Origin of the sequence: Pseudonocardia yunnanensis, assembly GCF_039534065.1 — a bacterium.
Lineage (GTDB): Bacteria > Actinomycetota > Actinomycetes > Mycobacteriales > Pseudonocardiaceae > Pseudonocardia > Pseudonocardia yunnanensis.
This window is the reverse complement of record NZ_BAAAUS010000008.1, coordinates 334685-361200: the sequence shown is the minus strand read 5'-3', so window position 1 is coordinate 361200 and position 26516 is coordinate 334685. Positions and strand designations below refer to the sequence as shown.

Annotated in this window: 28 protein-coding genes and 1 tRNA gene; 12 read left to right on the top strand and 17 right to left on the bottom strand. The window is 68.7% G+C overall.

Annotation, left to right across the window (positions count from 1 at the left end):
* Positions 1-55: 55 nt before the first annotated feature.
* Positions 56-1009, top strand: a complete 954-nt coding sequence (locus ABD743_RS12970; RefSeq protein WP_344722106.1) for a Ppx/GppA phosphatase family protein — start codon at positions 56-58, stop codon at positions 1007-1009.
* Between the two features lie 46 nt (positions 1010-1055).
* Here the strand turns inward: ABD743_RS12970 and ABD743_RS12965 are convergent, their stop codons facing one another.
* Positions 1056-2513, bottom strand: coding sequence for a S10 family peptidase (locus tag ABD743_RS12965; RefSeq protein ID WP_344722104.1), 1458 nt, complete (start codon positions 2511-2513; stop codon positions 1056-1058).
* 61 nt (positions 2514-2574) lie between these two features.
* Between ABD743_RS12965 and ABD743_RS12960 the strand changes: the two genes are divergently transcribed.
* The 5 genes from ABD743_RS12960 (at position 2575) to ABD743_RS12940 (ending at position 6750) form a co-directional block, all read left to right on the top strand.
* Complete coding sequence (locus tag ABD743_RS12960) at positions 2575-3216, top strand: uracil-DNA glycosylase (RefSeq protein WP_379659241.1); 642 nt, start codon at positions 2575-2577, stop codon at positions 3214-3216.
* 56 nt (positions 3217-3272) lie between these two features.
* The gene (locus tag ABD743_RS12955; RefSeq protein ID WP_344722103.1) at positions 3273-4691 is read left to right on the top strand and encodes an NAD(P)/FAD-dependent oxidoreductase; all 1419 of its coding nucleotides are present in this window, start codon (positions 3273-3275) and stop codon (positions 4689-4691) included.
* Between the two features lie 84 nt (positions 4692-4775).
* Positions 4776-5360 carry a TetR/AcrR family transcriptional regulator gene (locus ABD743_RS12950; protein ID WP_344722101.1) on the top strand — a complete coding sequence of 195 codons (585 nt, stop codon included), beginning with the start codon at positions 4776-4778 and terminating at the stop codon, positions 5358-5360.
* Positions 5357-6664 (top strand): FAD-dependent oxidoreductase, encoded by a 1308-nt coding sequence (locus tag ABD743_RS12945; RefSeq protein WP_344722098.1) that lies wholly within the window; start codon positions 5357-5359, stop codon positions 6662-6664. Before ABD743_RS12950 ends, ABD743_RS12945 begins: the two co-directional genes overlap by 4 nt.
* Positions 6665-6676: 12 nt before the next feature.
* A tRNA-Leu gene (locus ABD743_RS12940) sits at positions 6677-6750 on the top strand.
* Positions 6751-6918: 168 nt separating this feature from the next.
* Here the strand turns inward: ABD743_RS12940 and ABD743_RS12935 are convergent.
* From ABD743_RS12935 to ABD743_RS12870, 14 genes are all read right to left on the bottom strand, one after another.
* Positions 6919-7497, bottom strand: coding sequence for a hypothetical protein (locus ABD743_RS12935; RefSeq protein ID WP_344722096.1), 579 nt, complete (start codon positions 7495-7497; stop codon positions 6919-6921).
* 198 nt (positions 7498-7695) lie between these two features.
* On the bottom strand, positions 7696-8115 hold the full coding sequence (locus ABD743_RS12930) for a DUF6176 family protein (RefSeq protein ID WP_344722094.1): 420 nt from the start codon (positions 8113-8115) through the stop codon (positions 7696-7698).
* A 355-nt stretch (positions 8116-8470) separates the two neighbouring features.
* Positions 8471-8893: a ParB N-terminal domain-containing protein gene (locus ABD743_RS12925; RefSeq protein ID WP_344722092.1), complete on the bottom strand. Its 423-nt coding sequence runs from the start codon at positions 8891-8893 to the stop codon at positions 8471-8473.
* A gap of 165 nt (positions 8894-9058) precedes the next feature.
* Positions 9059-9541 (bottom strand): VOC family protein, encoded by a 483-nt coding sequence (locus ABD743_RS12920; RefSeq protein WP_344722090.1) that lies wholly within the window; start codon positions 9539-9541, stop codon positions 9059-9061.
* Positions 9542-9706: 165 nt separating this feature from the next.
* Positions 9707-10747, bottom strand: a complete 1041-nt coding sequence (locus ABD743_RS12915; protein ID WP_344722088.1) for an ABC transporter ATP-binding protein — start codon at positions 10745-10747, stop codon at positions 9707-9709.
* Positions 10744-11448, bottom strand: coding sequence for an ABC transporter permease (locus ABD743_RS12910; RefSeq protein ID WP_344722086.1), 705 nt, complete (start codon positions 11446-11448; stop codon positions 10744-10746). The genes ABD743_RS12915 and ABD743_RS12910 overlap by 4 nt, the downstream gene beginning before the upstream one ends.
* Before the next feature lie 30 nt (positions 11449-11478).
* Positions 11479-12333, bottom strand: a complete 855-nt coding sequence (locus ABD743_RS12905) for an ABC transporter substrate-binding protein (RefSeq protein ID WP_344722084.1) — start codon at positions 12331-12333, stop codon at positions 11479-11481.
* Between the two features lie 233 nt (positions 12334-12566).
* Positions 12567-12989 (bottom strand): TOBE domain-containing protein, encoded by a 423-nt coding sequence (locus ABD743_RS12900; RefSeq protein ID WP_344722082.1) that lies wholly within the window; start codon positions 12987-12989, stop codon positions 12567-12569.
* 193 nt (positions 12990-13182) lie between these two features.
* Entirely contained in the window at positions 13183-14505 is a 1323-nt protein-coding gene (locus ABD743_RS12895; protein WP_344722080.1) for an NtaA/DmoA family FMN-dependent monooxygenase, read from the bottom strand.
* Positions 14505-15476 carry an LLM class flavin-dependent oxidoreductase gene (locus ABD743_RS12890; RefSeq protein ID WP_344722078.1) on the bottom strand — a complete coding sequence of 324 codons (972 nt, stop codon included), beginning with the start codon at positions 15474-15476 and terminating at the stop codon, positions 14505-14507. The genes ABD743_RS12895 and ABD743_RS12890 overlap by 1 nt, the downstream gene beginning before the upstream one ends.
* Positions 15469-15903 (bottom strand): Rieske (2Fe-2S) protein, encoded by a 435-nt coding sequence (locus ABD743_RS12885; RefSeq protein WP_344722178.1) that lies wholly within the window; start codon positions 15901-15903, stop codon positions 15469-15471. The genes ABD743_RS12890 and ABD743_RS12885 overlap by 8 nt, the downstream gene beginning before the upstream one ends.
* Before the next feature lie 11 nt (positions 15904-15914).
* Positions 15915-17048: an amidohydrolase family protein gene (locus ABD743_RS12880; RefSeq protein WP_344722076.1), complete on the bottom strand. Its 1134-nt coding sequence runs from the start codon at positions 17046-17048 to the stop codon at positions 15915-15917.
* Positions 17045-18112, bottom strand: coding sequence for an amidohydrolase family protein (locus tag ABD743_RS12875; RefSeq protein ID WP_344722074.1), 1068 nt, complete (start codon positions 18110-18112; stop codon positions 17045-17047). The genes ABD743_RS12880 and ABD743_RS12875 overlap by 4 nt, the downstream gene beginning before the upstream one ends.
* 16 nt (positions 18113-18128) lie before the next feature.
* On the bottom strand, positions 18129-19736 hold the full coding sequence (locus ABD743_RS12870) for an ABC transporter substrate-binding protein (RefSeq protein ID WP_344722072.1): 1608 nt from the start codon (positions 19734-19736) through the stop codon (positions 18129-18131).
* A 382-nt stretch (positions 19737-20118) separates the two neighbouring features.
* Here ABD743_RS12870 and ABD743_RS12865 point away from each other — a divergent pair, with 382 nt between their 5' ends.
* Complete coding sequence (locus ABD743_RS12865) at positions 20119-20550, top strand: GNAT family N-acetyltransferase (protein WP_344722070.1); 432 nt, start codon at positions 20119-20121, stop codon at positions 20548-20550.
* Positions 20551-20617: 67 nt separating this feature from the next.
* Here ABD743_RS12865 and ABD743_RS12860 read toward each other — a convergent pair whose 3' ends face one another.
* Both ABD743_RS12860 and ABD743_RS12855 read right to left on the bottom strand, forming a co-directional pair.
* The gene (locus tag ABD743_RS12860; RefSeq protein WP_344722176.1) at positions 20618-21061 is read right to left on the bottom strand and encodes a GNAT family N-acetyltransferase; all 444 of its coding nucleotides are present in this window, start codon (positions 21059-21061) and stop codon (positions 20618-20620) included.
* 473 nt (positions 21062-21534) lie between these two features.
* On the bottom strand, positions 21535-21693 hold the full coding sequence (locus ABD743_RS12855; RefSeq protein ID WP_344722068.1) for a hypothetical protein: 159 nt from the start codon (positions 21691-21693) through the stop codon (positions 21535-21537).
* Between the two features lie 334 nt (positions 21694-22027).
* On the opposite strand from ABD743_RS12855, the gene ABD743_RS12850 reads away from it, so the two are divergent.
* From ABD743_RS12850 to ABD743_RS12830, 5 genes are all read left to right on the top strand, one after another.
* Positions 22028-22546, top strand: coding sequence for a GNAT family N-acetyltransferase (locus ABD743_RS12850; RefSeq protein WP_344722065.1), 519 nt, complete (start codon positions 22028-22030; stop codon positions 22544-22546).
* 130 nt (positions 22547-22676) lie between these two features.
* Positions 22677-23306 (top strand): SAM-dependent methyltransferase, encoded by a 630-nt coding sequence (locus ABD743_RS12845; protein ID WP_344722064.1) that lies wholly within the window; start codon positions 22677-22679, stop codon positions 23304-23306.
* A 156-nt stretch (positions 23307-23462) separates the two neighbouring features.
* Positions 23463-24263, top strand: a complete 801-nt coding sequence (locus ABD743_RS12840; RefSeq protein WP_344722062.1) for a class I SAM-dependent methyltransferase — start codon at positions 23463-23465, stop codon at positions 24261-24263.
* A 243-nt stretch (positions 24264-24506) separates the two neighbouring features.
* The gene (locus tag ABD743_RS12835) at positions 24507-25307 is read left to right on the top strand and encodes a MerR family transcriptional regulator (RefSeq protein WP_344722060.1); all 801 of its coding nucleotides are present in this window, start codon (positions 24507-24509) and stop codon (positions 25305-25307) included.
* Between the two features lie 135 nt (positions 25308-25442).
* The gene (locus ABD743_RS12830) at positions 25443-26480 is read left to right on the top strand and encodes a hypothetical protein (protein ID WP_344722058.1); all 1038 of its coding nucleotides are present in this window, start codon (positions 25443-25445) and stop codon (positions 26478-26480) included.
* Positions 26481-26516 lie beyond the last annotated feature (36 nt).

Sequence of the window (26516 nt, the reverse complement as noted above, 5' to 3'; positions counted from 1 at the left end):
CCCGTCCCGCGTACGGTGACCGCTGTCGCCGTGTGAGCCGGACCAAGGAGAGTGCATGTCGCGCGTGGCCGCCATCGACTGCGGAACCAACTCGATCCGCCTGCTCGTCGCCGACATCACGACCGGCGACGGCGGCACCACCGAGCAGCGCGACGTGCATCGCGAGATGCGGATCGTCCGGCTCGGTCAGGGTGTCGACGCGTCCGGCGAGCTAGCGCCGGAGGCGTTGGAGCGCACGCGAGCGGCGCTGGTCGACTACGCGGAGGTGATCGGCCGAGAGGGTGCCGAGCGGGTGCGGATGGTCGCCACCAGCGCCACCCGCGACGCCCGCAACCGTGAGGACTTCTTCGGAATGGTCCAGGACACGCTCGGCATCGACGCCGAGGTGATCTCCGGGGACGAGGAGGCGAACCTGTCGTTCATCGGAGCGGTGGGCGACCTCGATCCCGACGACGGCCCGTTCGTCGTCGTCGACGTGGGCGGTGGCTCCACCGAACTCGTCGTCGGGACCTTGGAGGGCGGGAAGGCCACCGTGCAGGCCGCACGGTCGGTGGACGTGGGGAGCGTCCGCCTCACCGAGCGCTGCCTGGCGGGCGACCCCCCGTCGGGCGACGAGGTGGCGGAGGCCCGCCGGGTGGCCACCGGCATCCTCGACGAGGCGTTCGACGCGGTGCCGGTGGAGGGCGTGCGCACCTGGGTCGGCGTCGCGGGCACGATCACCACGCTCTCCGCCGTCGCGCTCGGCCTGGAGGAGTACGACGCCGAGGCGGTGCACCACTCGCGGCTGGAGAACGAGGACCTGCACCGCGTGGCGGACGAGCTGCTGGGCATGTCCCGCGAGGAGCGCAAGCGCCACGGTGCCATCCACTCCGGCCGGATCGACGTGATCGGCGCCGGCGCCCTCATCGTCGACGTGCTGGCCCGCGAGCTGAACGATCGCGCAGGCGTCACCGGGATGGTGGTCAGCGAGCACGACATCCTCGACGGGATCGCGCGCTCGATCGCCTGACCACGCGCAGCAGTGTCGGGCGCGGACTACCGGCCCGACCCCGCGATCACGAATCAGGCGCAGCCGTGACGAACGCCGCCAGGTGCTCCGACTGCGCCAGCCGCGAGGGCTCGTGCACGTACATCATGTGCCCGGCCTCGTAGTGGCGGACCTCGATGCGGTCGCGCAGCTCGTCCGGGATCGGGAGCTGGGCGAACACCTGCTCGGCTGCGAAGTACGGCGTGGCCCCGTCGTGGTAGCCGCAGGCCACGTGGACGCGCAGGTGCGGGTTGTGGCGCATCGCCGCGGAGAGCTTCGAGACGACCGACACGGCCCGGCCCTCGAACTCCTTGTACGACCACGGCTGCACGCGCCCGCTCAGCACCTCGTAGGGCAGGTCGCTGACGTAGCCGAGGCTGCTGCGGACGTGTGAGTTGAACGCCGCGGTGTACGGCCCCGTGATCGCCGCGATGGAGGGGTCGTAGCTGGGCTTCTCACCGCCACCGTCGTCCTCCCAGCCGGTGAAGCGACCGTCGATCCTGCCGACGGTGCGGCCAGGAGCACGCAGCAACTCCCGGAAGAACCGGTGGTGCTCGATCCGCAGGCGCACCCGGCGCACATAGCCCTCGTCGAGCCCGCTCAGGGAGGCCAGGCGCCCGGCGACCCGGTCGAGATCGGCGGCTTCGATCCGGGAGCCGCGGGCGAGCGCCCACGGGTAGTCGCCTGCGGCGAACTCCTCCGCGTCGGCGAGCACGTCGTGCAGCTCGCGCCCCGGGTGCAGCCCGTGGTGGTGCGCGATCGCCGCGTAGGTGGGCAGGAAGAGCGGGTAGGGCCGGTCGTTGCCCTCTGTGAAGCGGATCGATCCCATGTCCAGCACGCTGGAGATCAGCATGAGGCCGTTGAGGTACATGCCGTGCCGATCCTGCAGGTGCTCGGCGAGCGCAGCGGCGCGCAGCGTGCCGTAGGACTCCCCGGCCAGGAACTTGGGCGAGAGCCACCGCTCGTTGCGCGTGACCCAGAGCCGGATCACCTCGCCGATCGTCTCGACGTCGGAGGTGTAGCCGTGGAAGTCGGCGGGCTTCCCGCCGGTGATGGCGCGCGAGTAGCCGGTGGACACGGGGTCGACGAACACGAGGTCGGAGTGCGCGAGCAGCGACTCGTGGTTGTCGGTGAGTCCCCACGGCGGCGGGGTGAGGGCGCCTGCGTCGCCCATCACGACGCGGCGCGGCCCGAAGAGCCCGAGGTGCAGCCACACGCTCGACGACCCGGGCCCGCCGTTGAAGGCGATCGTGACGGGCCGGGTGGCGGGGTCGGCGCCGTCGAGGGTGTAGGCGACGAGGAAGACCTCGGCCCGCGGCTCGTAACCGTCGAACGTGCCGTCGGTGTGCTTCTCGTGCCGCAGCACGACCCGGCCCGCTGTCGCCGTGTACGCCAGCTCGCCCGTGGGCGTGCGTAACGTGTGAGACGTGGTCACGAGGTCGTCGACGGGCGGTGCGGGCGTTTCCGGTGCGCTCTCCTCGCTCACGTTCCAGACCCTAGGTGATCTCGATGCGGCACTGGTCGACTGTCGGGAATGTCCTCGGCTGGTGGCCTGGCGCGAGCTGGTGGCCAGGGAGAAGCGCGCGGCGTTCCGTGACCAGGATTACTGGGGACGTCCCGTGCCGGGGTTGGGTCCGGCGGACGCCCCGCTGCTGATCGTGGGGCTCGCACCTGCCGCCCACGGCGGGAACCGGACCGGCCGGATGTTCACCGGCGACCGGTCGGGCGATGTGTTGTTCGCGGCCATGTACGCGGCGGGCCTGGCGAACCAGCCGACCGCCGTGCACCACGGCGACGGGCTTGAGCTCCTCCACACCAGGATCACCGCCCCGGTCCACTGCGCGCCGCCCGACAACAAGCCGACGACGGTCGAGCGGGACACCTGCGGCGCCTGGCTGCGTGCGGAACTGGCGCTGCTGCGCCCGCGTGCGGCGGTGGTGCTGGGCGCCTACGGCTGGCAGGCGCTGCTGCCCGTGCTCGCCGACGCGGGATGGGTCGTTCCGCGTCCCCGGCCCCGGTTCGGGCACGGGGTCCACGTCGAGCTGGCCGGGGACCGAGGTCCACTGCACCTCTTCGGCTCGTACCACGTCAGCCAGCAGAACACCTTCACCGGCAAGCTCACCCCCGCGATGCTGGAGGACGTACTCCGTCAGGCGGCCCGAGCAGCGGAGATACCCGCGAAGAGGTAGCCGTTATCACGTGCGTCAGAGGAGTAAAGCCGCCGTGAGGGTGGGACCCTGGAGGCATGGCGCGCAACACCAGGATCGTCGTGGTAGGCGGCGGATACGTCGGCATGTACACGGCCCTGCGGCTGCAGAAGAAGCTGCGACGCGGGGAAGCCGAGGTGACCGTCATCGACCCCCAGTCGCACATGACCTATCAGCCGTTCCTGCCGGAGGCCTCGGCCGGATCGATCGAGCCGAGGCACGTCGTCGTCCCGCTGCGCAAGGTGCTCAGAAAGTGCCACCACCTCACCGGCCGGGTCACCCGCATCAACCACGCCACCCGTGAAGTCACCGCGGAGCTCGCCGCCGGCAACTTGACGACCGTCGGCTACGACGTCCTGGTCGTGGCGCCGGGCTCGGTGGCACGCACGCTGCCGGTCCCCGGCCTGGCCGAGGTCGGCATCGCGTTCAAGACCGTCGGTGAGGCCATCTACCTGCGCAACCACGTGCTGTCGCGGCTCGACGCCGCGTCCACCACCATCGACCCGGCGCTGCGCAAGCGCTTCCTCACGTTCCTCGTGGTGGGCGGCGGCTACGCCGGCATCGAGGCACTCGCCGAGCTTCAGGACATGGCCCGCTACGCCACCCGCTACTACGAGAACATCACTCCCGACGACCTCCGCTGGGTGCTCGTCGAGGCCGCCAACCGGATCATGCCCGAGGTGGGTCCGAAGATGGGCCGCTACACGGTCGAGCGTCTCCTCGACGCCGGCATCGAGGTCAATCTCGACACCCGCGTGAAGTCGATGGTGGGCGGCCACGTCGTCCTCGACGACGGCAACGAGTTCGACGCCGACACGATCGTCTGGACCGCGGGCGTGAAGCCCAACCCGATGCTGGACCACACCGACCTGCCGCGGGACGCCCGGGGCCGGATCGAGTGCACCGCCGAACTGCAGGTCGTCGGCATGCCGGACGTGTTCAGCGCGGGCGACTGCGCCTCGGTGCCCGACCTGTCGAAGGACGACCCGGAGGCCAAGACCAGCCCGTCGGCGCAGCACGCGGTGCGGCAGGCCAAGGTGCTCGCCGACAACATCGTGGCGCACCTGCGGCACCGACAGCTCACCAAGTACAGGCACAGCTACGCCGGATCGGTGGCGAGCCTCGGGCTGTACAAGGGCGTCGCGGAGATCTACGGGATCAAGCTCCGCGGGATCATCGCGTGGTTCATGCACCGCACGTATCACGTGAGCCGCATGCCCACCTGGAACCGCCGGGTCCGCATCCTCGTCGACTGGACGGGCGCTCTGTTCCTGGGCCGGGAGGTCGTGGCGCTGGGGCAGATCAACGACCCGAGGGCCGAGTTCCACCGCGTCGCGAACCCGCCGGCGCCACCGGCCCCACCTGCACAGCGGCCTGGACCGGAACAGGCAGGTGCGCCCGCCGGCGCAGGTCAGGGCGAGGAAGCCGTCACGCCAGGGATCAGACGAGGGGCTTGACCTTCCAGAAGCCTCGAAAGGCCCGTTCCGGTTCTCCGGAACGGGCCATTTCTTTTGCCGGGTCATCGCTCTACACTCAACCAAGTGGTTGGTGGAGTGCGGGGCGATCGTCGCGAGCAGCTGGTCGTCGCCGCGTATCGACGGGTGGCGGAGGCGGGTTTCGAAGGCCTGCGGTTGCGGCAGGTCGCCGAGGACGTCGGCATCGACCACTCGACGCTGCACCACCACTTCGCCACGAAGCAGGACCTCATCGGTGCCGTGGCCGAGTACACGACCCGCCAGTTCTGGACGACGGCACCGCAGGGGCCGGAGCCTGCCGCCGCGCTGCGCGAGCACCTGCAGGCGTTGCGCCGGTTGATCGAGGACCGGCCGGACCTGTTCGCCGTCACGGTCGAGCTCGACCTGCGGGCCCGCCGCGACCCGGCGGTCGCGGCCGCCATGGCCCGGCACGAGGCCGGCTGGCGCGAGGTGCTCACGACGGTGCTGAGCGAGGGCGTCGCGCACGGTTCGTGGACGGTCCCCGTCGACGTTGCGGCCGTCGCGGAGCTCGTGATCGCGGCGGTGAAGGGTGCGCGGCTCGTGCCAGAGGTGGCGGGTCAGGTCTTCGAACAGCTCCAGGCGCTCCTCATCGACGGGGCGCACGATCACGCAGAGGGGGAGCGGTCATGAGCGGGCCGGGGAGAGTGATCGTCATCGGAGGTGGCATCGGTGGCCTGTGCCTCGCGCAGGGCTTGCGCCGGGCGGGGGTCGACGTCGCCGTCCACGAGCGGGACGCGGCCGTCGGCAGCCGGTGGGAGGGCTACCGGATCCACATCAACCCGGTGGGCGCGAGGGCGCTGCACGCCTGCCTGCCCGACGCGGTGTGGCACGAGTTCCTCGCGACGGCGGGGCGTGCGGGCGACTTCGGATGGTTCACCGAGCAGCTGCGCGAGCTGCTGGTGGTCGAGGAGTCGATCATGTACCCCGGTGCCGAGGACCCGTCGGAGAGCCACTACGCCGCCGACCGCCCCACGCTGCGCCGACTGCTCCTCACCGGCCTGGACGACGCCGTGCGGTTCGGCGCCGAGTTCGTGGGCTACGAGCAGCGCGACGACGGCACGGTGCTGGCGCGCTTCGCCGACGGGCGCACCGCCGTGGGCGATGTGCTCGTCGGGGCGGACGGCGCCGGATCCCGGGTACGCCGGCAGTACCTGCCGCAGGTGCACGCGGCCCCAGCCGGCGCGGTAGGGGTGGCGCACAAGATCTGGCTCACCGACGAGGTACGCCGCGCGCTGCCGCCGCGGCTCTGTGCAGGCATGAACATCGTCCACGTCGACGCGCCCTGCTTCCTGTTCACCTCGGTCTTCGAGCCGCCTCCCGGCACCTCCGCACGGCCGTACCTGCTGTGCGCCCTGGTCACGCGCCCCGATCTGCTCCCGCCTGACGTCACCGAACTCGACGGCGACGCGCTGCGTGCCGTGGTCGACGTTCTCGTCGCGCGCTGGCACCCACAGCTGCGGCTGGCTCTGGCCGCGTCGGACCCGGAGAGCCGCGGCGCGGTCGCCTTCCGCTACGCGGAGCCGGGCCCGGCGTGGCCGAGCACGCCGGTCACCGTCATCGGCGATGCGATCCATCTCATGCCCCCGATCGGCGGGCTCGGCGGCAACACGGCACTGCGCGACGCCCACCTGCTCAGCCGCCTGCTGGGTGCGGCGTCCCGCGGCGAGCAGGACACGCTGGCGGCGATCAGCGAGTACGAGTCCGACATGCGCGACTACGGCACCGCTGCCGTCCGCTTCGCTCTGGCACAGAAGGACCAGGCCCTGTCCCACGGCACTGTTGCGACGACGGCCGCACGCAGCTGGTTCAGGCTGTGTGCTGCCGTGCCCGCCCTGCGCAGGCGCACCTTCGGCCCCGGCACCACCGATCCCGCCGCCCCGAGAACATGGGAACGCGTGCGTGCCACGGCAGGACCGCCCGTGCCCGCTCCGTAGGCTGTAGGTCGCGCCCCCGTAGCCCAATCGGCAGAGGCAGGCCCCTTAAAAGGGTTCCAGTGTGGGTTCGAGTCCCACCGGGGGCACCGTGCCACAACCAGCAGAATCGGCCGCTGACCAGTAACAACCGACCCGCCGGGCGATCTTGTGCTGTCCGGCTGTGTCTGGTGGGCACCTGTGATCACCGGCCGTCTGTGCTGAAACCGAATGGGACCGCGAGGCCGAGTCGTGCCGCTTCGGCCGGTGAACGGGAGTCAGCGGCCCCGTCGTTTCCCGCCGGCCTTGAGGGGCGAAGCAGTGGGCCAGTCGAGCGGCAGGGTGCGGGACGCTTCCAGTTCACCGAAGAGGCGGCCGAGCCGTCGCAGCTCGGTGACAGCGATGATTCTGCGGTCGGGCGAAAACGGGCACGGCGAGTCGCGGACGCTCGACCACGCGCGCTCGATCTCGCATGTCGCAGCGGTGTCACTCAGCTGCAGGCCGCGGTGCACCGCTCCGACCAGGACCTCGGCGAGAGCCAGCTCGTCGGCGTTGGCCCGGCGGACCGCCTGTGATCGGGCTGCGTCGTTGTGCCGCCGCTTCCCGGAGATGAGCTGCAGGCTGTCGAACAGTGCCCCCGAGGCGATGCTGCCCCACAACCCCCGCCGCAGGCCGAGGTCGCGTTCGGCGACGAAGTGAGCGAGATCGTGCGGGACGGTGTTCGCGCGGTCGTACGAGGTCAGCAGGAGCCGGACCCCATCCGGGCGGTCGATCGTGGCTAGAGAACCCCCGCCTTTGCGCCTCGCGAACTCGATGTGCACGAGCCAATCCTCGCCGCCGTACCCTGCCGCCTGCATCCCGATAACTCACCACCGGCCCGCCGGCACAGCAGTAGCCGGTGCGACAACCGCAACCATGCCGCGAACCACTCAGGACCCGCCGTGCGAGGGCAGCAACGGACCGCGCGGACTATGCACGGACGCGGACCCGGGTATGGGGCATCGCCGCATGTCAGAGCACGGATGCCAGCCCACTGTAAAACCGTCGTCGGCCAGTCAGTCCGGCGTTGAATCTCTGTCGGCCTTCCGCGGACGAAGGGCCCATTGACGCACTGCCTCCTCGACCGGCGGCGGCAGTAAGACCACCTGCGGTTCGGCCTCCACCCAGCCGGGTTGCTTCGTGCGCTTCGCCGCGGCGAGGTGGTCCCGGTCGATCGGGCATTCGAGATCGAGCCCGGATCCTTCCGAGCCGCAGACGGTGAGCCAGTAGAGGTAGTCGTTGCCGTCCTCGCGGAGTCGGAAGACGATCTCGATGGCCATCCGCTCGCGGTCGAGGGTGGCGATGCACTCCTGCCGTCGGTCCCTGAGCATCTGCATCCAGCGGTCGGCTTCGTCGCTGCGCCCGTCCAGGACCTTGCCGCGAGACAGTTCGACCACCAAGCCGTCGGGGATACCAGCTTCCTCACCGAAGGTCATGCTTGCGAGCGTGGCAGGTCCCGACCCCTCGGCCGAGGAGTTTTCACGCCGCGGCGCCGGTCACGCCAAATGCGTGCCGAAGTTCGGGGGTTATGCCGTGCTCGCATCTTGTCGCCGCAGCTCAGTCGGGTGCTCATGCGCGAGCGCGGTTCCCCTTAAAGGGGTTCAGTGTGGGTTCGAGTCCCACCTGGGGCACCTCGCCACAACCAGTAGAATCGCCCGCTGACCAGTAACAACCGACCCGTCGGGCGATCTTGTGCTGCCCGGCTGTCCTCACGCCGCCGCCCACTGTCGGTCCACGGGGCGCCGGCTTCTGGTGTCGACGATTCCGACAGCGGCCACAGCCAGTGCAGGCTCACCGCTCCGTTGGCCTGTCGGCGATCTCCGTCACTTCCTCGAAGGCGGCGACTAGGGCGGTGAGGTCCTCGGGACGCATCGGCCGACCGTGATCCTTGCGCAGGTCCGCTGCCTCTTTCACGAGCTCCACCGGCACTTCTGGCAGCCCGAGACGAAGCGCCACAGCGATCCGATGGTTCCCGTCAAGGAACCCGAAGCCGGAGTTGAAGCCCAGCCGCAACGGTACGAGGATCCCGTGCTCTCGGACACTCGCCGTCAGAGCGTCAAGATGCGCCGGCGTATCGACGATCGCGATCGGCGCACCAATGAACTCACGATTCACAGCCCGGTAGCGGACTACCAGCTCGGTTGGTAATGAGACAACCACGCTGTCGGCTGACAGCGGGCGCATGTGGTCGCCGGATTGGTCGTTGTTATCCATTGCTTGCCCCCTCGGCCACAATGATCTCAACGACGAAAGCAAGTTGCACGGACGCGAGCCGGGCCGCCTAGGTCCCGATCCGCGCAGAGGGGCAGCATCTCTTCAACCCGAGATCGGCGGAGTCTCGGGCCGTTGTCGTGGTCCGCTGTGAAGGGAAGATCGGGGCTACCCATCGACACCGAGTACGTCCGGGCTCGTGGCGTGCGGAGGGCCTGCCGCCGTTTGCGTCGCGACGTTACGCGTCCAGAACTCCACGACGTGCCCGTTGGGATCCGTGACATAGGCCGAACGCTGTCCCGGGGCTGTTGGATCGTCGCCGAAGTAGACCTCGTCGACGTGCACTCCGTGTGAACGGATCTGGGCGACAACGGCGTCGTAATCGCCCTCCGCGACGGTCATCGCGAAGTGAACATGCGCGCCGCCTCGCGAGCCGGCGATGCCGATCTGCGGCTTCCACAGACCGATGCGGGTCTGGCTTCCCGACTGTAGCCAGACCGCTTCCCGCCCTCGGAACGCCTCTCCTTCCCAGCGTCCTATGACTGGCAAGCCGAGTACGCCGGTGTAGAACTGCTCGGACGCCGCAAGATCGCGCACTTCCAGCACGAGTTCGGTCACACCCATCGTCGGGACTGGCATCTGCTTCTCCATCACTTCAGCCGGACTGTTACTGGCACGGTCGACCTTGAAGCCGGGTTGAGGTCAAGAGCAGAGGGTGAGGTCGGGGAGCGCGTCGGTCGATCGGCCGTGCCGAATGCGTGCCGAAGCTGGGTATCGGGTTGCGGCCCGAGCCGCGTCTGTGCTGGTCAGTGGGCGTTATTGCTGGAGCGCAGGTGGGGGGTGGGGCTCGCCGACATTTCGGGGTGTCCGAGTCTCGTGGATCGCGATCACGACCCTGCTGCCTACGGGAGGTGTCGCGGTGGCGGGCAGGTCGCCGGTGTGTAGGCAGGTCAGCGATCCGCTTGTGGTGTCGACATCGATCCGGGTCGCGGCGCCGAGGGGAACAGTGCGGCGGAGCGTCCCGGTCACCGTGACGCCGTTCTCGGGACGGTCGGTGGGCTCCAGGACGAGTCGGCTGTGCTCAGGGCGGGCAACGAGGATGTGCGGTGCGCCGGTGAGCGCCGGCAGAAGCAGGTTGGTGAAGCCGAGAAGTCGCGCTGTGTCGATGTCTGCCGGGTTGTCGAGGACGTCGGCGGTGGGCCCCTGCTGGCGGATCTGGCCGTTGATCATCAGGGCCGTGTTCTCGGTCAGAGCTGCGGCGTCGTGGCGGTCGTGGGTGACCAGGATTGTCGCTGTGGGCTGTCCGCCGAGCGCGGCGCGCAGGTCGGCCAGCAGGTCTGTGCGGGTGGTGGCGTCGAGCCCGGTGAATGGCTCGTCGAGCAGCAGTACCCGTGGGCTGACGGCGAGCGCGCGGGCGATGCTGACCCGTTGGGCCTCTCCACCCGAGAGGGTGCGGACGTCGCGCTCGGCGAGTTGGTCGACGCCGAGGGCTTCCAGCCAGGTGGTGGCGCGTTCGCGAGCGTCGCGGCGATTGACCCCGCGGAAGCGCAGGCCGCTGGTGGCGTTGGCCATGACGGTTCCTCGGCGCAGGATCGGGCGCTGCAGGACGGCTGCGACGGCGTCGCGCATCTGTGAGCGGGTTGCCGGCCGGTCGTCGAGCAGGATCTCCCCGCTGACGCGGTGGGTGGTGAGCATGCCCAGCGCGCGCAGCAGGGTTGACTTCCCGGCTCCGTTGGGGCCGAGGACGGCAAGTGTGTGGCCGCAAGGCACATGCAGGTCGGTGACGTGGAGCAACTGCCGGTCGCCGACGTGCACCTCGAGGTTTCGGCAGCCGATGCCCTTGCGCCGGTCGGTCATCGGACCGTGGCGGGCTGCTTGTGCTGGATCAGGGTCAGGGCCAGATTGACCGCGAACGCGATCGCCAGCAGAACCAGTCCGAAGGCGATCGCGAGCGCGAACTGCCCGCGACTGGTGGCCAGAACGGCTGCGGTGGTCAACACGCGGGTGTCCCCAGCGATGTTGCCGCCGACCATCTGAGCCGCTCCGACCTCACTAACCACGGCACCGAACCCGGCCATGGCTGCAGCCAACAGCGGGAGTCTGGCCTCGGCCAGCAATGCGACGAGCGCTTGTGGCCGGCTCGCGCCCAGGCCTCGCATCTGGACCATGAAGTCGGGGTCGATCTGTTGGAGAGCGACGGTGACCAGCGCGATCACGATCGGGGTGGCGATCGCGGCCTGGGCGATGACCATCGCGGTCGGCGTGTAGAGCAGCCCGAAGGCACCCAGGGGGCCGCTTCTCCACAGCAGTACCGTGACGAACAGGCCGACCACGACCGGTGGCAAGCCCATCCCGGTGTTCGCCCCGGCCAGCACGACCCGCCGGCCGGGGAAGCGTGTCAACGCGATGGCGGCGCCGACCGGGAGCCCCACGAGCAAGGCGATCGCCGTGGCGGTCAGCGACACGCGCAGGGTCAATGCCGTGATCGACCAGGTGTCCTCGTCGCCGGTCAGCAGCAATCTGATCGCCTCGGTCAGGCCGTTCAACAGCACGTCCACCGGTTCATCCTCCGCAGCGCAGGCGCCTGCTCAACGACCCAGGGCGGCCTCGTCCTTGCCGGCGTCCGGGGTGAACAATGGCTGACCGAACTTGGCCACCCCGAACTGACCGATCATTTGCTGTGCGGGTGGGGAAACGATCCAGTCGGCGAAGGCTGTTGCTGCTTCGGGCTGCACCCGGTCGCCGGCTTTGGACGTCATTTCGATGACGTGGTAGACGTTCAACAACCCGGGGTCGCCCTCACTGAGAATGTCAAGTGACAACGTGTCGCGTTGAGCGAGGTAGGTCGCCCGGTCCGACAGGGTGTAGCCGCCCTTCTCGCTTGCCACCCGCAGGGTCTCGCCCATGCCCTGCCCCGTGGACTGATACCACGAGCCCTCTGGAGTGACCCCGGCCTTCGCCCAGAGGTCCTTCTCCTTCGCATTGGTTCCCGAGTCGTCACCGCGCGAGACGAACACGGCCTGGGCAGCGGCGATCTTGCCCATCGCCTCCACACTCGGGGTGCCGCGGATCCCAGCAGGGTCCGCCGCCGGTCCCACCAGCACGAAGTCGTTGTGCATCACCAGCAACCGGCGTCCTGCAACGCCCTCGGCCATGAATGCCTCCTCCGCCGCGGGGGAGTGCACCAACAGCACGTCCGCTTCTCCACGCCTGCCCAGCTCCAACGCTTGCCCGCTTCCGACAGCAAGTGTCTTGACCTGCCAGCCGGAGTCACGGGTGAACGCGGGTAGAAGTTCGTCGAGGAGTCCGGAATCCTGCGTGCTCGTCGTGGTGGCCAGTATCAGCGACTTCTCGGCCGACGGACCGGCGGGGCCTGGGTTTCCACATCCCGCGATCAGGGCGATCACCGCCAACGCGAACATCACATAGCGCATACGAAGCATCAGATCGGCCCCTTTACGACAAGTTGGAGGGTGCAACCCTATAAGCCGCGGCGACGTGCCCGGCTGGACGCGAGTCGAGCCACCAGTCGTCGCCGACCAGCCGCCCGGGCTCGACCGCGACCGTGACGACGCTCGGCCGGTTCAATTGCACGCGCAGGCAGTTCCGTTCGCTGCCGCATCCGCGAATAAGGAATCACGGCCCCGCTTTGCGGCGAGTTTGCGGCAGGTCGGCATCAGCCGGACTTGGCCTGCCTGACGCGGTTGACAGGCGTTTCGACGAGTACGTTCGTCGACTTGATCACCGCAACGGCCAGGACGCCCGGCTGCAACCCCAGTTCGTTGACCGCTTCGGTGCTCATGAGAGACACCACGCGATGTGGGCCGCACTGCATCTCCACCTTCGCGACCACGCGGTCGGCCTCAACCGCGGTCACCAGACCGACCAGCCTGTTCCGTGCAGATCGCTCCACACCTGATGGATCTGGTGCCGAGTACGCGAGAGAGCGCGCAAACTCGGCGAGAACGACACCATCGATGACGAGCCGATTGGACATGTCGCGATCAGCGGAGAGAAGGCCGGAATCGATCTGGCGCCGGACGGTGTCGTCACTGACACCCAACAGCGCCGCCGCCTCGGACACCCGGTACTCGGCCACCCGCGGAGCATAGAGGCCCCTACCGGCCATCACCCCGCGAAGACACCGACACAGACGTGGGCTCCGCCCACACCCGACGCTGCTTCGGAGATCAGGGACGAGTCCACACCGCGAGGAGATCACCACCAAGACCCAGGCTTACGTGGTCAAGAACAACCCGCGCGGACCACGCAAGGATGCGAACTGGCGACGGCTAGCCGTGCGCCGCGGCGGCCGGCAGCCGCACACCGCCGGGCGGCAGGCCGAGCGATTCCCGGAGGGTCTGCCGAGGCGATTCCGTGCGGAAGATGCCCTTCTCCTGCAGGAGGGGGATGACGCGGTCGATGAACTCCACGTTGCTCATCGGGACAACCTGGGGTGCGCTGATGAACCCGTCGGCGGCGTCGGTGTCCATCCAGTGCTCGACGGTGTCGGCAACCGTCGTCGGCGAGCCGACGATCGCCGGCCGTACGGTCGCCCGACGGACGAACTCGCGGATCGACCAGCCTGCCTCCTCGGCCATGGTCCGCCGCTCCGCGATGTATGCGTGCGGATCCTTCTGGGCGGAGGGGCTCCGGCGCAGGTATGCCCCGAGCGCGGCGTAGTCCGGCTCGATCGTGGGCAGCGGGCCATCGGGGTCCACTCCGGACAAGTCGCGCAGCCAGAGGCGCTGCAGCTCCTCGATGACGGCCTGGTCGGTGAACTCGAGATCGAGCAGATGGTCAAACTTCTCGTGGGCCTCGGCGTCGGTGTCGGCCACGACGAACCGCTGCCCGACGATCAGCTTGAAATCGTCGCGATTGCGGCCGTACTTCGCGAGGCGACCCTTCACATCGGCGTAGTCCGCGCGCGCCTGCTCGATGCTGCGCGGGATGATGTACTTCACTTCGGCGAATCGGGCGGCGAACTCGGCGCCCTCCGAGGACGCCCCCGCCTGGACGATCACGGGGTGCCCCTGGGGACTCTCCGGGAGCGCCGGTGTGGCGCGCAAGTCGAACTGCGTCGTGTGGGCTTCAACCAGATCCGGCGCCGGCCCGCCTGACCAGCTGTGCCACAGCTCTTGGGAGACCGCGAGAAATTCGCGGGCACGCACATAGCGCTGTGAGTGGTCCAGGAAGTCGCCCCGACGAAAGTTCGGGTGGGTCGTGCTCTCGGCGGCGGTCACGAGGTTGAACGCCACCCGCCCGCCGGAGAGGTGATCGAAGGTCGCGATCTGGCGGGCGAGATCGTACGGCTCGTTGTAGGTGACGTTGAGCGTTGTCAGGAACCCGATGTCGGTCGTCGCCCCGGCCAGCGTGACCAGGATGTTCAAGGTGTCCGGCCGCCCGTTGAGGGTGTGGGCGAGGACGGTGCCGTCCTTCTCGGCGAGTGTGAGCGCGTCGGCGAGGAACAGGAAATGCATGTTGCCGCGTTCGGCGGCTCGTGCGTTCGCGAGGAACGTGTCGACATCGATGAGGCTCATGTTCGCCGGGTGCCGCCACGCGACCTGTTCCTTGCCGGGGAAGTGTGCCCCGAGGATCAACTGTCGACGTCCCATCACGCCCTCCTGGCCCGCGTGTACTGGTTGTCCGCGACATCGAGGCCGAGGGCCTCGCGCAAGCTCGCTCTGGGTGGGAGCCGGCGAAGGGGCAGGCCCGCGGCCAGCTCCGAGATCGCGGACAGGGGCAACGCCGCCCCCGCCGGGCAGACGAGCACGAGGCCGTCCGCGCACGCTGTGGAAACCTGTTCCCGCAGGTCCGCCGCGGTCTCCTGGCCGGTCAGCGGGACCTCCAGGAGCGTTCGCGGGGTACCTGGTGCCGTCGCCTCGTCCGCTGCGATGGCGACGTCGGCCCAGTCCTTGGCGAATCCGGCCGTTCCCGCGTCGACGACCCGGGTGAAGATCGGGGGGCGGCCCTGGGGTGAACGCGGGTGCAGTGACGGGCCACGCACGGACAGGAAGCGGCCGCGGAAGTTGATGTGGTGCACCCGATCGAGATCCAGGTAGAGGCCGCGCTCGACGTCGCGGATCACAGCGCCGGCTTCCCAGGAGTCCCACAACTTCGTGACGACATCCGCGAACTCACCGGCTTCTGCCAGCTCATCTTCCGCCGACATCTTCGTGCCCCGCCCGATGTGTGCGACGGCCATTGCGCTCTGGCCGACGCGCACGCTCCACCCCGCGCGGCCGTGGCTCGCGTTGTCGACGGTCTGCAGATGCTTGGCGACGTGGAACGGCTCCAGTTGCGCGGTCTGAGTCGTGATGACCAGCCCGAGCCGGGTGCACAGCTGCGCGATGAACGAGCAGAACACGGTGGGGTCCGGTCGGGGGATCCACCGATCCCCCTCCCGCAGGGGTCCGAGATCGTCGTCGAAGAGCAGGAAATGCACGCCGGCTTGCTCGAGTGCGGTGAGCGCGGTGCGCATTCGGTCGCGATCGAAGGCGGCGGTGGTGTCGGGCAGTGCGTGGCTGGGGTCGCCGGCGAGTGCGTAGCCGGTCGCGAGTGCGACCCCGAGCACCAGGTCAGCCATCGATGTGTCCGCTCAGATCGACGACCAGATAGTCCTCTTCGACGGAGACGGGGAACGTCTCGGCGGTGTAGGGGCCAGGTACCTTTCCGGGCGGCCCGGTCAGGTCACTCCCGGATGTGACTTCGACCGGGTAAGCCCGGGCGCGCAGCTTCTCGGGGTCGCACCACGAGCGTCCCGTCGTGATGTCGAACTCCCACTGGTGCCATGGGCAGCGCAGGATCGAGGCACGGGGGTCGAACTCGTACACACCTGGGCGCGGCGACGACACGGCACCGGTTTGTTGGCCCTTGCACAGCGGTCCGGCCTGATGGGGGCATCGGTTACGCACCGCGTAATAGGCGCCGTCGATGTTGAACACGCCGATCTCCCGACCTTCGACGGTCACGATCGTGCGTTCTCCCGGCCGCAGCTGCGCGGCGACCCCCACGACATGCCGGCTCAACGGGCACCGTCCGAGGCCGGATTGCCGGGCAGGCCGTAGAGCGCCCGCGCGTTCTCGGACATGATCTGTGCCCGGACCGACGGGGAGAACGGCACGGTGCGCAGCGCCTGGTCGGGGGCGTCGAAGTCCCAATGCGGGTAGTCGCTGGAGAACATCACCCGCTTCTGCAGCGTCGGGAAGTCCTCGAACACGCGTAGCAAGCTGCGTGGATCCGGCGGTTCCTCCACCGGCTGTGTGGTGAACCAGAAGTGCTCCGCGAGGTACTCCGATGGGCGGCGCGAAAGGTGCGGCACCTCGTCGTGCATCCGCTCGAACGCGGCGTCCATGCGCCAGGCGAGCGGCGGTGCCCAGGCGATCCCACCCTCGATCAACACTATGCGCAGGTTCGGCAGCCGCTCGAAGATCCCCGAGAACACCAAGCTCACCACCTGAGCCTGGAAGGACTGTGCGTTTCCGGCATGGTCCTCGAGGTAATACGACGCCCAGCCGGAGGCGGTGCTCGGCTGGCCGCCGACACCGCCGAAGTGCACTCCGACCGGAAGGCCGTGGCGGGCGGCGGACTCGTAGATCGGCCAGTACTTGCGGTTGCCCATCGGTAGCGGGGTTTTGATCTGCATATAGATCTGGACGAACCGCGGGTCGGGCGCAACGCGCTCGATCTCGGCGACCGCGTATTCGGTGTCCTCAGCAGGGATCACGATCGAGCTGCGTAGCCGTGGTTCAGCGTCGAGCCATTCGCGCGCTGCCCAATCGTTGGTCGCACGGCAGAGCGCGTCGGCGTACTCCGCGTTGCGCATCCCGGACTGATCAGCCCGAACCAGCGGGCCGAGCACCGCGTACTCGACGTCCCATTGGTCCAGCAGTTGCTCACGCAAGAACGGCAGATCCGAGGCGGGCGCGCCGCCCGTGGGCGGCCAGGCGTCGCCGCGCGCCGCGCCCTTTGCCATCCGCGGGTACAGCGAGGCGTGGTAGGGGTTGCCGCCGTAGCGGTCGTGTCGGTCACGCCATTGCTCGGGCAGGTGCTCGCGGAGCACGGCGGGGGAGTGCATCGTGATGTGAACGTCGCAGTCGATGCATCTGGTGCGTTGCCGGGGCCGAGTCCGGACCGCGGTGTCGGTAACCGCGCTCATGACCGGCCTCCGGTGGGCATCGTGGCGTCGAGTCGGTAGAAGTCGCGTGCGTTGTCGAACATCATCTGGTTCGCCTCCGCAGGGCTGAAATGGCTGGGCACCGCGTCACGAGGTCGGGCGGGGTGGTCGTGTGGGTAGCCGGAGCCGAACAGCAACAGCTGCGCCCCCCACATGTCGGACAGGACGTGGGCCAGCGCGGCGCCGTCGCGCGGCGCGTCGTGCGGGCCGCTGACGAACCGGAAGTGCTCGCGCACGTACTCCGACGGTGGATGGCGCAGCCACGGCACCTCGCGGCGTAGACCGCGCCAGTTCTTGTCGAAGCGCCACATCGTCGCCGGGAGCCAGGTGTATCCCGCGTCGACGACAGCGACCCGCAGGTCGGGGAACGCGTCGCACACCCCTTCGATGATCATGCTCATGACCTGCGACTGGGCGATCGAGGCCATACCGACGTATTCCTCGATCAGGTAGTTCGGCCAGCCGACCGGCGTCGGGGCGTTCCCGGTGAAACCGCCGTACTGCAGGCTCACCGCCAGCCCGTGATCGACCGCGGCGGCATAGACGGGGTGATATTCCCGCCTGCCGTAGGGCATCGCCGAGCGAATGGGCAGGAACACCTGGACAAAGCCGGGGTGATGGCCGATCCGTTCGATCTCGGCGACTGTGAGCGCCGGGTTCTGGCTCGGCACCACCAGGGAGGCCCGCAGGCGCGGTTCCGGCTCCAGCCACTGGGCGATCTGCCAGTCGTTCACCGCGGCGGCCAGCGCCGCGGCGGCGTCGGGGTTGCGGATCGATTCGATCGCGTAGCCGCAGTTGAGGATCCCCTGCTCCAGATCCCAGGCATCCAGCGTCTGCGTCCGCAAGAGCTCAAGATCGCTACCGGCCGGACCGCCTTCTGGACGCAGGGCGCTCGGATGCTCGGACATGGGCATGCCGGGCGGCCAGGCCGACTCGGTGGGTCCCCGAAAGGCGGTGGTCGCGATCTGCTCCCGCCAGAAGGCTGGCAGGTGCGGAAGGAGCGCCGATATCCCCGGAACGACGGCGTGCAGATTCGCGTCGATCACTCGGTTCATAGTCAGTTCACCGATCCAACCAGATGTTGGCGAAGAAGAGGTCGCGCGTGATGTAGCGGTCGATGCCACGTACGTCCGGTTTGGTAATCGTTGAGAGGTAGCTCGAGGTCATCCAGCCGAGGACGACATCTTCGTTCAGGATCCGTTCGATCTGCTGGTAGGCGCTCGTCCGCTTGGCCGGGTCGGTGGTGGCGGCGGCATCGTCGATCAGCGCGTCGACCCGGGGGTTCTTGTACTTCCCGTAGTTGGCGCTGCCATCGCTGCGGAACGTCCGCGATACCGCAGGAAACGGGTAGTCCATCGGCGTGACGCTGCTCGTCAGCTCGAAGTTCCCGCCTTGCAGGACTTCCGTGGTGAACTGCGCGAGGTCATAATAGCGCGGCGTCACCTTCATGCCGGCCTTGGCCATCTGTGCCTGGACGAACTCCCCTTGTGTGACCTGACTCGTGCTGGTGGTGTAGGAGAAGCTCGGATCCCCGCCGTCGGCGACGTATTCCTGGACGAGTTTCTTCGCGTCCTCGAGGTTCTGTTTCGGGAAGATGTCGGAGGCCTGCTGCGTGTGGTACGGGCTGCCCTCGCGGAAAAGTGAGTCCGTGGGGACCCGCTGGCCCATGTACAGGCTCGCGGAGGCCGCGTCGAGATCGAGCGTCTCCATCACGGCCTTGCGCATGCGCAGGTCGTCGAAGGGCGGGTGCGTGAAGTTGAAGACGAAGTACGTTCCGGAGTTGCCAGGGCCGAAGTAGACCTTCAGGTTCGGGTTGGCGAACGCGCGGACCACCTCGGCGTTGTAGCCACCGTTGATCATGTCGACGTCGCCGTTCTGCATGGTTGCGTAGCGCGTCTCGGTGTCGGACAGCGGCCGGATCTCGATGCCGTCGAGGTAGGGCATGCCTTGCTGCCAATAGTGCGGGTTGCGGGTGAGCCGCATCCTGTTGTCGCGCTGCCAGCTTTCGAGGACGAAGGGGCCGGTCCCGACCGGTTGCTTACCGATGTCGGTGCCGTTCTTGAGCGCGGTCGGCGAGACGAGCATGCCAAGGGTGGCACTGAACGGCTGGGCGAAATAGACAGGGAAATCGCCAAGCGGGGATTTCAGGGTGAACTCGACGGTCGTCGGGTCGACCGCACGCATGGAAGCGATGGTCTCGGCGAACGAGTGGGCCGGCGAGGCGACCTTGTCGATATGCCGCTGGGTGTTGACGATGACCGCATCGGCATCGACTGGGGTGCCGTCGCTGAACTGGACGCCGGGTCGCAAACCCATCCGCCAGGTCAGGCCATTGTCGGGGGTTTCCATCGACTGCGCGAGGTAAGGCTTCACCGTGCCGTCGGGGGCCATCTTCAGCAACATGTCGTAGACGGCGGTAGACGCCAGGTTCGCGTTGGAAACCGTGGGGTCGAAGCTGACGATTTCCCGGTCGTTACCGATGATGAGGGTGCCGCCGCGGCGGGGGGTTCCCTCGGCGGCCAGATCGCCACCGTAAGGATCGAGCTCCTTCACCTTCTCATTCGCGGGGATGGTCGAGCGGTCGTTCGCGCCGACGGCGCCGCAGGCGGCCAACGCCGGCAGCGCGAGCGCCACCGTGACGAGGCCGAGGATTCGCGTTCGCAACCGCATGGGCTGTCACTCACTCTCCGTTGAGTCGAGCGTCGTCGGTTTGCGGGCTGCCAGGTGGCCGGCGCTTCGTCGCGCCGGTCACGCGTGCGGGCTGCCGGCCGCACAGGTGGTAGGTGGGGGGCACCACATTACCTTGCAATGCTAAGTATCGTCATTACTCCGCGGAGCGGACCAGTGACTGTGCGCTAGTAAACTTGGCGATGCGTGCACCGGGGCCGACGACGTCAAGCTAGCGACACGGTCATCGGGCCACCTCGTGTTGTCCGGCTGTGTCCGGCCGATGCCGCCCTCTGCCGGGTATCTGTGCCCAATAGGAGCCCAAGGTCTACCCGCTCTGCGCTTCGGGGCGATTGCTGATTTCCCGAGGCGTTAGCGTCACGCCGTGACGGCACGAAGGACCATCATCAGGTCGGCCACGCTCACGGACGAGCCAACGGTCTACGCGCTAGCCGCGGAGATGGCCACCACGTTCGTGGTCGAGCGAGAGAGCTTCCGGCGCAGCCTCGGCGAGCTGCTGGCCTCTGACAACGCAGTGCTGCTCGTCGCAGAAACGGACGGCAAGGTCAGCGGCTACGTCCTCGGCTTCACGCACCCTGCGTTCTACGCCAACGGCCGGGTTGCGTGGGTCGAGGAGATAGCGGTCGAGCTTGAGCAGCGGCGGCAGCGCGTCGGAGCGTTGCTCATGGAGGAGTTCGAGCGCAGAGCGTTCGACGCAGGCGCGAGACTGGTCGCCCTCGCAACACGTCGAGCAGCTGACTTCTACGTGGCCATCGGCTACGAGGAGAGCGCGGCCTATTTCCGTAAGCTTTTGTAGCTATGTGGGCTCGCTGCGCCGGCCCCCGCCGACTCGCTCCCTCTACATCCGGCCCGGTCGTGGCAGGCTACCCGGCCCGGCTTGCCGAATAGCTGCGCGTGACAGCGGTGGGCCGGAACCCGAATCGGGCGTAGAGGCGCTTCGGGGTGTCGTCTACCTCGGCACCGATAAGGACCGGCCCCGACCCTCGCCCGCGGGCGACTCCGATCGCGAAGCGCAGCATCTCGGTCGCGAGCCCCTCACCACGTGCCTCGGGGTGCACGAAGACGTCCTCGATCATGGCTGCGCCATCCGAACGAGTCCACACTCCGATGCACCCGACCGCCCGGGAATCCCGATGAGCGACGAAGTAGGTGGCCGGTACGAGGCTCCGCCGGAGGAGCACCGCGGCGTGAGTCTCTGAGACAGATCGTTCCCCGCGCCCGGCCCGGCGGTCTTCCTCGATGTGGTCGATCCTGAACAGTTCCTCGACGGCCCGCCAATCCTCGTCGTCTCGGGCGGTTTCCAACATCGAGGTCGCTGGGCCGACGGCGACCGACGCCGGGAGCACGAGCTGAAGTTGTGTGTCGAGCGACCAGTCGTTGAGCACGAGCAGTGCTTCGACTGCCGGTGGAGTCCGCGGCGAGATGAGGACCCGCGGCATAGTGAGCCAGTGATCGCTTCGACGTCTGCCAGGAGCGAGACGAGCTGATCTTCGGAGCCGGCTCTCAGCGAGGTGAGGAAGTTCCCGAGGGGATGGCCCGGAGCGGCCGGCGACCTCACCAGCCGACCACGCCCGAGATCGACACTCTCGCCGCCCAGCGACCAGAACTGCTCGACGAGATCGGCCACCTCATCGGCCGCCAGCTCCATCACCGGCATCGTCGACCCCCGTTTCGATCCCGTTCCGTCGTACCACGGAAGGAGCCGGGCTCCGCCGACGCCCGGCACCGTCGCCGGTCAGAGGCCGACGGGGCGGGGATCGGTGGTCTCAGCTGGGCGGCGTCAGTGCCAGGCGATCCCCATGCAGGCGACGAGCGCAAGGACGATCACCAGCTGGATGCCGAAGGCGGTCAGCTCGTGGCGGCTGGGGAGCCACGAGCCGCCGTGGGCGACGACGGGGAGCCGGCGGGCAGCGGGAGTGGAAGAGGGAGCGGGAGTCACGGCGATCAGATTCCTCCTCGGTTGGTCGAACGGAGCGGGGCGGCGCCGTGTCAGCTCGGGCGGCGAAGGCGTCCACACCACTGCCTCGGCGCCTCGAGCCTGTTCTGTCGGTGGTCGCTTGCACACTGGTCGTGCCGATGATCACTGATTTAGCAGGGGGGCGGGATGAGCGCAGGCCGGGACGTGCCCGGGAGACCGGAACGGAGGGGTCCGGCGCGCAGCCTGCCCGGTGGCGGCGACCGGTCCCGGTCGGCGACGAAGCATGACCGAGTGGCCCCCGCCCGTCGACGGCGACAGATCCACGATCACGTTCGAAGATCACTACGGTCGTCGCATGGCGGAACTGGTCGAGCCGACGACGCATCTGTACAGCGCATGGCGGGCAGCTCGCGACGACTGGGGCGCCGGAACCCACGAAGACGGATTCGGCCTGCTCGCCGCAGACGCAGTCGAGACGCCGGACGGGTTCGAGACCTGGGTGCGGCGCCTGCAAGGCGAGCAGGACTCGACGTACCGGTGGATCGTCGAGGGCGAGGACCTCCTCGGTGCCATCGCGCTGCGGCACCGGCTGGAGGATGGCGCGCTCGACGTGGGGCAGGTCGGCTACGGCATCCGTCCATCAGCCAGACGACGAGGGCTGGCGACCTGGGCGCTGGGACAGATACTCGCGACGGCCAGGGCGATCGGGCTCCACCGCGTCCTGATCGTCTGCGCCGACGACAACGCCGCGTCGGCACGGGTCATCGAGCGCCACGGTGGAGTCCTGGAGGGCGTCCACAACACCGCGTTGGGGCCCGCCCGGCGGTACTGGGTCGCGCTCGGTCCACCGACCGTGCTGCTACAAAGCCGCTGACGCAGGCGGAGAAGAGCCCGCAGAGGGACCCCGCCTGCCCCGATTTGCTGAACCTGCAAAGATCCGTGCCAGTTCGGACGGGTGCGGGAAAGCTGGTTCTTCCAGCGCAACAGGAGGAGCACCCGTGTCCATGTCCGCCACTCACGAACCCGACCGCTTCTGGGACGAGCATTACCGAGGAAACGCTCCGACCGTCGAACCCGGGGTGAACGCTCGGCTTGCGGAGATCACCGCTGACCTGTCCCCGGGCAAGGCGCTCGACCTGGGCTGCGGTCCCGGCGGTGACACGCTGTGGCTCGCCCGCCGGGGTTGGCGGGTAACGGCAGTCGACATCTCTGCCGTCGCGATCGACCGGCTCGCCGATCGTGCGCATTCGCTCGGGCTCGCCGATCGAATCACCGCGGAGCGGCACGACCTGGCGGAGAGCTTTCCCGCCGGCCGGTTCGATCTCGTATCGGCGCACTACCTGCAAACACCCTTCGAACTGCCCCGTACGCGCGTCCTGCAGACCGCCGCACATGCGCTGTCCACGGGCGGGCGGCTGCTGGTCGTCGACCACGGCTCGATCGCGCCCTGGTCGTGGAACCAGGACCCGGACACCCATTTCGCGTCCCCGCTGGAGATCGTGGAGGCTCTCGACCTCGACCCCGAACGGTGGACCGTCGAGCGCGCGGACGCGCCCCGCCGGATGGCCACCGGACCCGGCGGACAAACCGCCGAGGTCGTCGACCACGTCCTTCTGATGCGCCGAACCGGCTGACCCCGCCTGACCGAACCGGTGGCCCGCCTCGCCACGCCGACGGCCGCGTGGGCCACCCTCACGAAGGCGATGTCGACGCGTTCACCGCACGGCGTGCGCGGTTTTGCGGGAGTGGGCGCCGCTCGACGAGGCATCGACAGCGGTACCGTCACGATCGTGGTTGCGGCGAGCGCTCACTGGATCGCTGCGGCGCGGGCGCGGGAGTCTCGGCGCGAGGACGCGCTGTTCATCGACGTCTTCGCGGCCGACCTCGCCGGCGACCTCGGGTTCACCATGATGGCGCGCAGTGAGGATGCGACCGGGCAGGAGAACTCCTACATCCCGGTACGAGTCCGTTGGTTCGACGATGCCGTCCTGGCTGCGACGTCGGGGCGCATCGACCAAGTGGTCCTGCTCGGAGCGGGTCTGGACACCCGTCCGTTCCGGCTCGACGTTCCTCACCGCGTCCGCTGGTTCGAGGTCGATCGTGCCGAGGTCCTTGCTCGAAAGCAGCAGATCCTCGGTGAGACGCCCAGCAGATGTGATCGTCGTGTCGTCACCGCGGACCTTCGCGATGAGTGGATCGCACCTCTGAAAGCTGCCGGTTTCGAGCCGAGCCTGCCGACTGCGTGGATCGCCGAGGGACTCTTCTTCTACTTGGGCGAGGCGGGGGTTCATTCGCTGCTCGGCCAGGTCGCGGGCTTGAGCGCCGCCGGTAGCAGGCTCCTGGCCGACATCATGGGTGCCGCCGGCCTGAACGGGCCGGCCATGCAGCCGTATCGCGACCACTGCGCATCCCACGGCCTGCCGCCGCCTTTCGGCTCGGACGACCCTGTCGGCATGCTCGAGGCCGCCGGATGGCATCCCGAAACGATCGCTGTCCCGGGAGCACCGGGAGCGAACTACGGTCGCCTTCCGCCGGTGCCCGAGGGGCCGATCTCCGGCGCGACCCATTTCGTCGTCGCCTACACGCCGTAAATGGGTCCCGGTGCGGAGGAGAACAGATGTCATCGCCCAACGGATCACGTGCAGTAGCGGGCGCGCCGGGACCGACGCCTGAGCAGGACGCCGAAGACCTGGGACTGGTCCTCCGTGAGGCGGGAGACCCAGGGGGTCAGCGTGGCGGAGCCTCCGTTCGCCCTCTACACGAGGGCGCTCGGCTTCAGCGCCTAGTGAATGGAGCTTGACCTTCGAGTCGGGTGGAAGGCTTACCGTCGATCGGTGAGCACTTACCGGATATCCCAGCTCGCCGAATGTGCTGGTGTCCCGGCGACGACGCTGCGGTTCTACGAGAGGGAGGGACTGCTGCCGGTGGCCCGGACCTCTTCCGGCTATCGGCAGTACACCGACTCCGACCGCGAGCGGGTGCAGTTCATCACCGCCGCCAAACACCTGGGACTGCCGCTCGACCAGATCCGCGAGCTGCTGACCGTATGGGACGGAGGAAGGTGCCGCAGCGTCCGTGACGAGTTGCAGCTGCTGATCACTACGCAGGTAGCCACGGCGAGCGAGAGGATCGACGACCTGCGCATCTTCCGTGGTCGACTCGCCGCCGCATTGACGCACCTGCGCGAGCTTCCGGCCAACGACGGACCGTGCGATCCGGCGTGTTCGTTCCCGCCCGACCTCCCCGCCCGTCCGCCCGCTCCTCCACTGGGCCGTCGAGCGGCGGTCGCCATTCCAACCGCGGCCGAGCAGCACGAGTCTGCTCCGATCGCCTGTTCCCTGGACGGGAGTGCGTACGGCGATCGGATCGAGGAATGGCGCCGGCTGTTCGACGGCGCTGAGGTCGAGCGGCTGCCAGACGGAGGGCGCGCGGCGCGGCTGCCGGCGGACCGAGCCGCGGTACTCGCTCAGCTCATCGTGGCTGAGCAGCGATGCTGCCCGTTCTTCTCCTTCCGGCTCACATTCGCCGGCGCGCACGTCGAACTGGTGGCGCAGGCTCCCGAGGGCGCCGAACCGCTTGTCGCCGCACTCTTCGACCAGGACCCGTCGGCAGCGGGGGAGACCTGTCCCTGCTGATCGCGAGTCCGGACGGCTCCCTACGGCAGGTAGCTGGGGGATGTGCAGACTGGCGAAATGCGAATCTTGTTCCGAGGTGACGTAGAAGTCGGTTATGCGCAGGCCTCCGTGGAGGCGGGGGATGGACCGGCCGACATGTCGGATCCGGAAATGTGTTTCGCCGGGCAGAGCAACGGGCTCTGCGGCGCGGGTGAGCCGGGTCTGCTGTCCCTGGTAACCGGGTTGCACACGGGGGCGGCGCCATTCGTCGTCGAGGCGCACGACGCGCCGCCGGACGTGCCGGACTGGGAGGAGGTCGTCGAGGTGTCCTTCCCGGTGCCCCGCTCGCCGGTCGTGCTGTGCGGCTGGGCGGGCGAGAGCTCCGCATCGTTGGACCTGGCGCCGGACGTCTACCGGGTGCGGTACTGCGCCTCCGGAATGGACGCCGGTAAGGCGGCAGACGTGCGCCGTGCCGGGGAGCCCGAGATCGATCGCTACCTCCTCCAGTTCTGGCCCGCCCCGGCGGAGAAGGATCGGGTGCTGCGCCAGACCGGTGCCGTGGCTCTGTACTGGCACGAATACGCACGTAGCGCACCGACGCCGGAACAGGTGCGCGCCCGCCGCGCGGAGGCCGCGAAGCAGCGACAGCGGGAGATCGATCATGCGCGCCAGATACACGAGAGCCTGCTCTGGCGTGGGGCCCGCCCTGCCGGGCCGCTCGGAGACGTGCCATCCGCACGAACACTGGTGCTGCTTGATCGCCCGCTGGCCGAGGCCATCGCCGCCGCCTCGCCCGCCCGGCAGAGGGCGCTCGCGCGCTGGACCGCCCGACGGGCGCTCGCCGAGGCGGGCCTGGAGTCGATCGACTGGATCGCCTCCGGGCTCACCGCGCTGGACGCCGACGAGCAGTTGCCCGAGCCGTTCGACGACGACCAGACAGCCTGGCGATCGCTCTGGGCCGATGAGCGCGTGCCGCGGAGCGTGGTGACCTCACCGGACGAGCAGAGCTCCACCTGCCTACAGCAGGCCATGGCGTTTCCCGTGCTCGCTGCCGCGGCACACCCGGATCCGGTGGTCGCGGTCTTCGACGCCGTCCACCACGCCACAGCCGCGTTCGGCGCCCGCGGCTATCAGACGTTGTACGGCGAGTTGCAGCGCAAGCTGAGTGCCCTGTCGGGCGGGATCCTCACTTGACGGCCGCGCACACCCCCGAGCCCCCGTGCACACGTC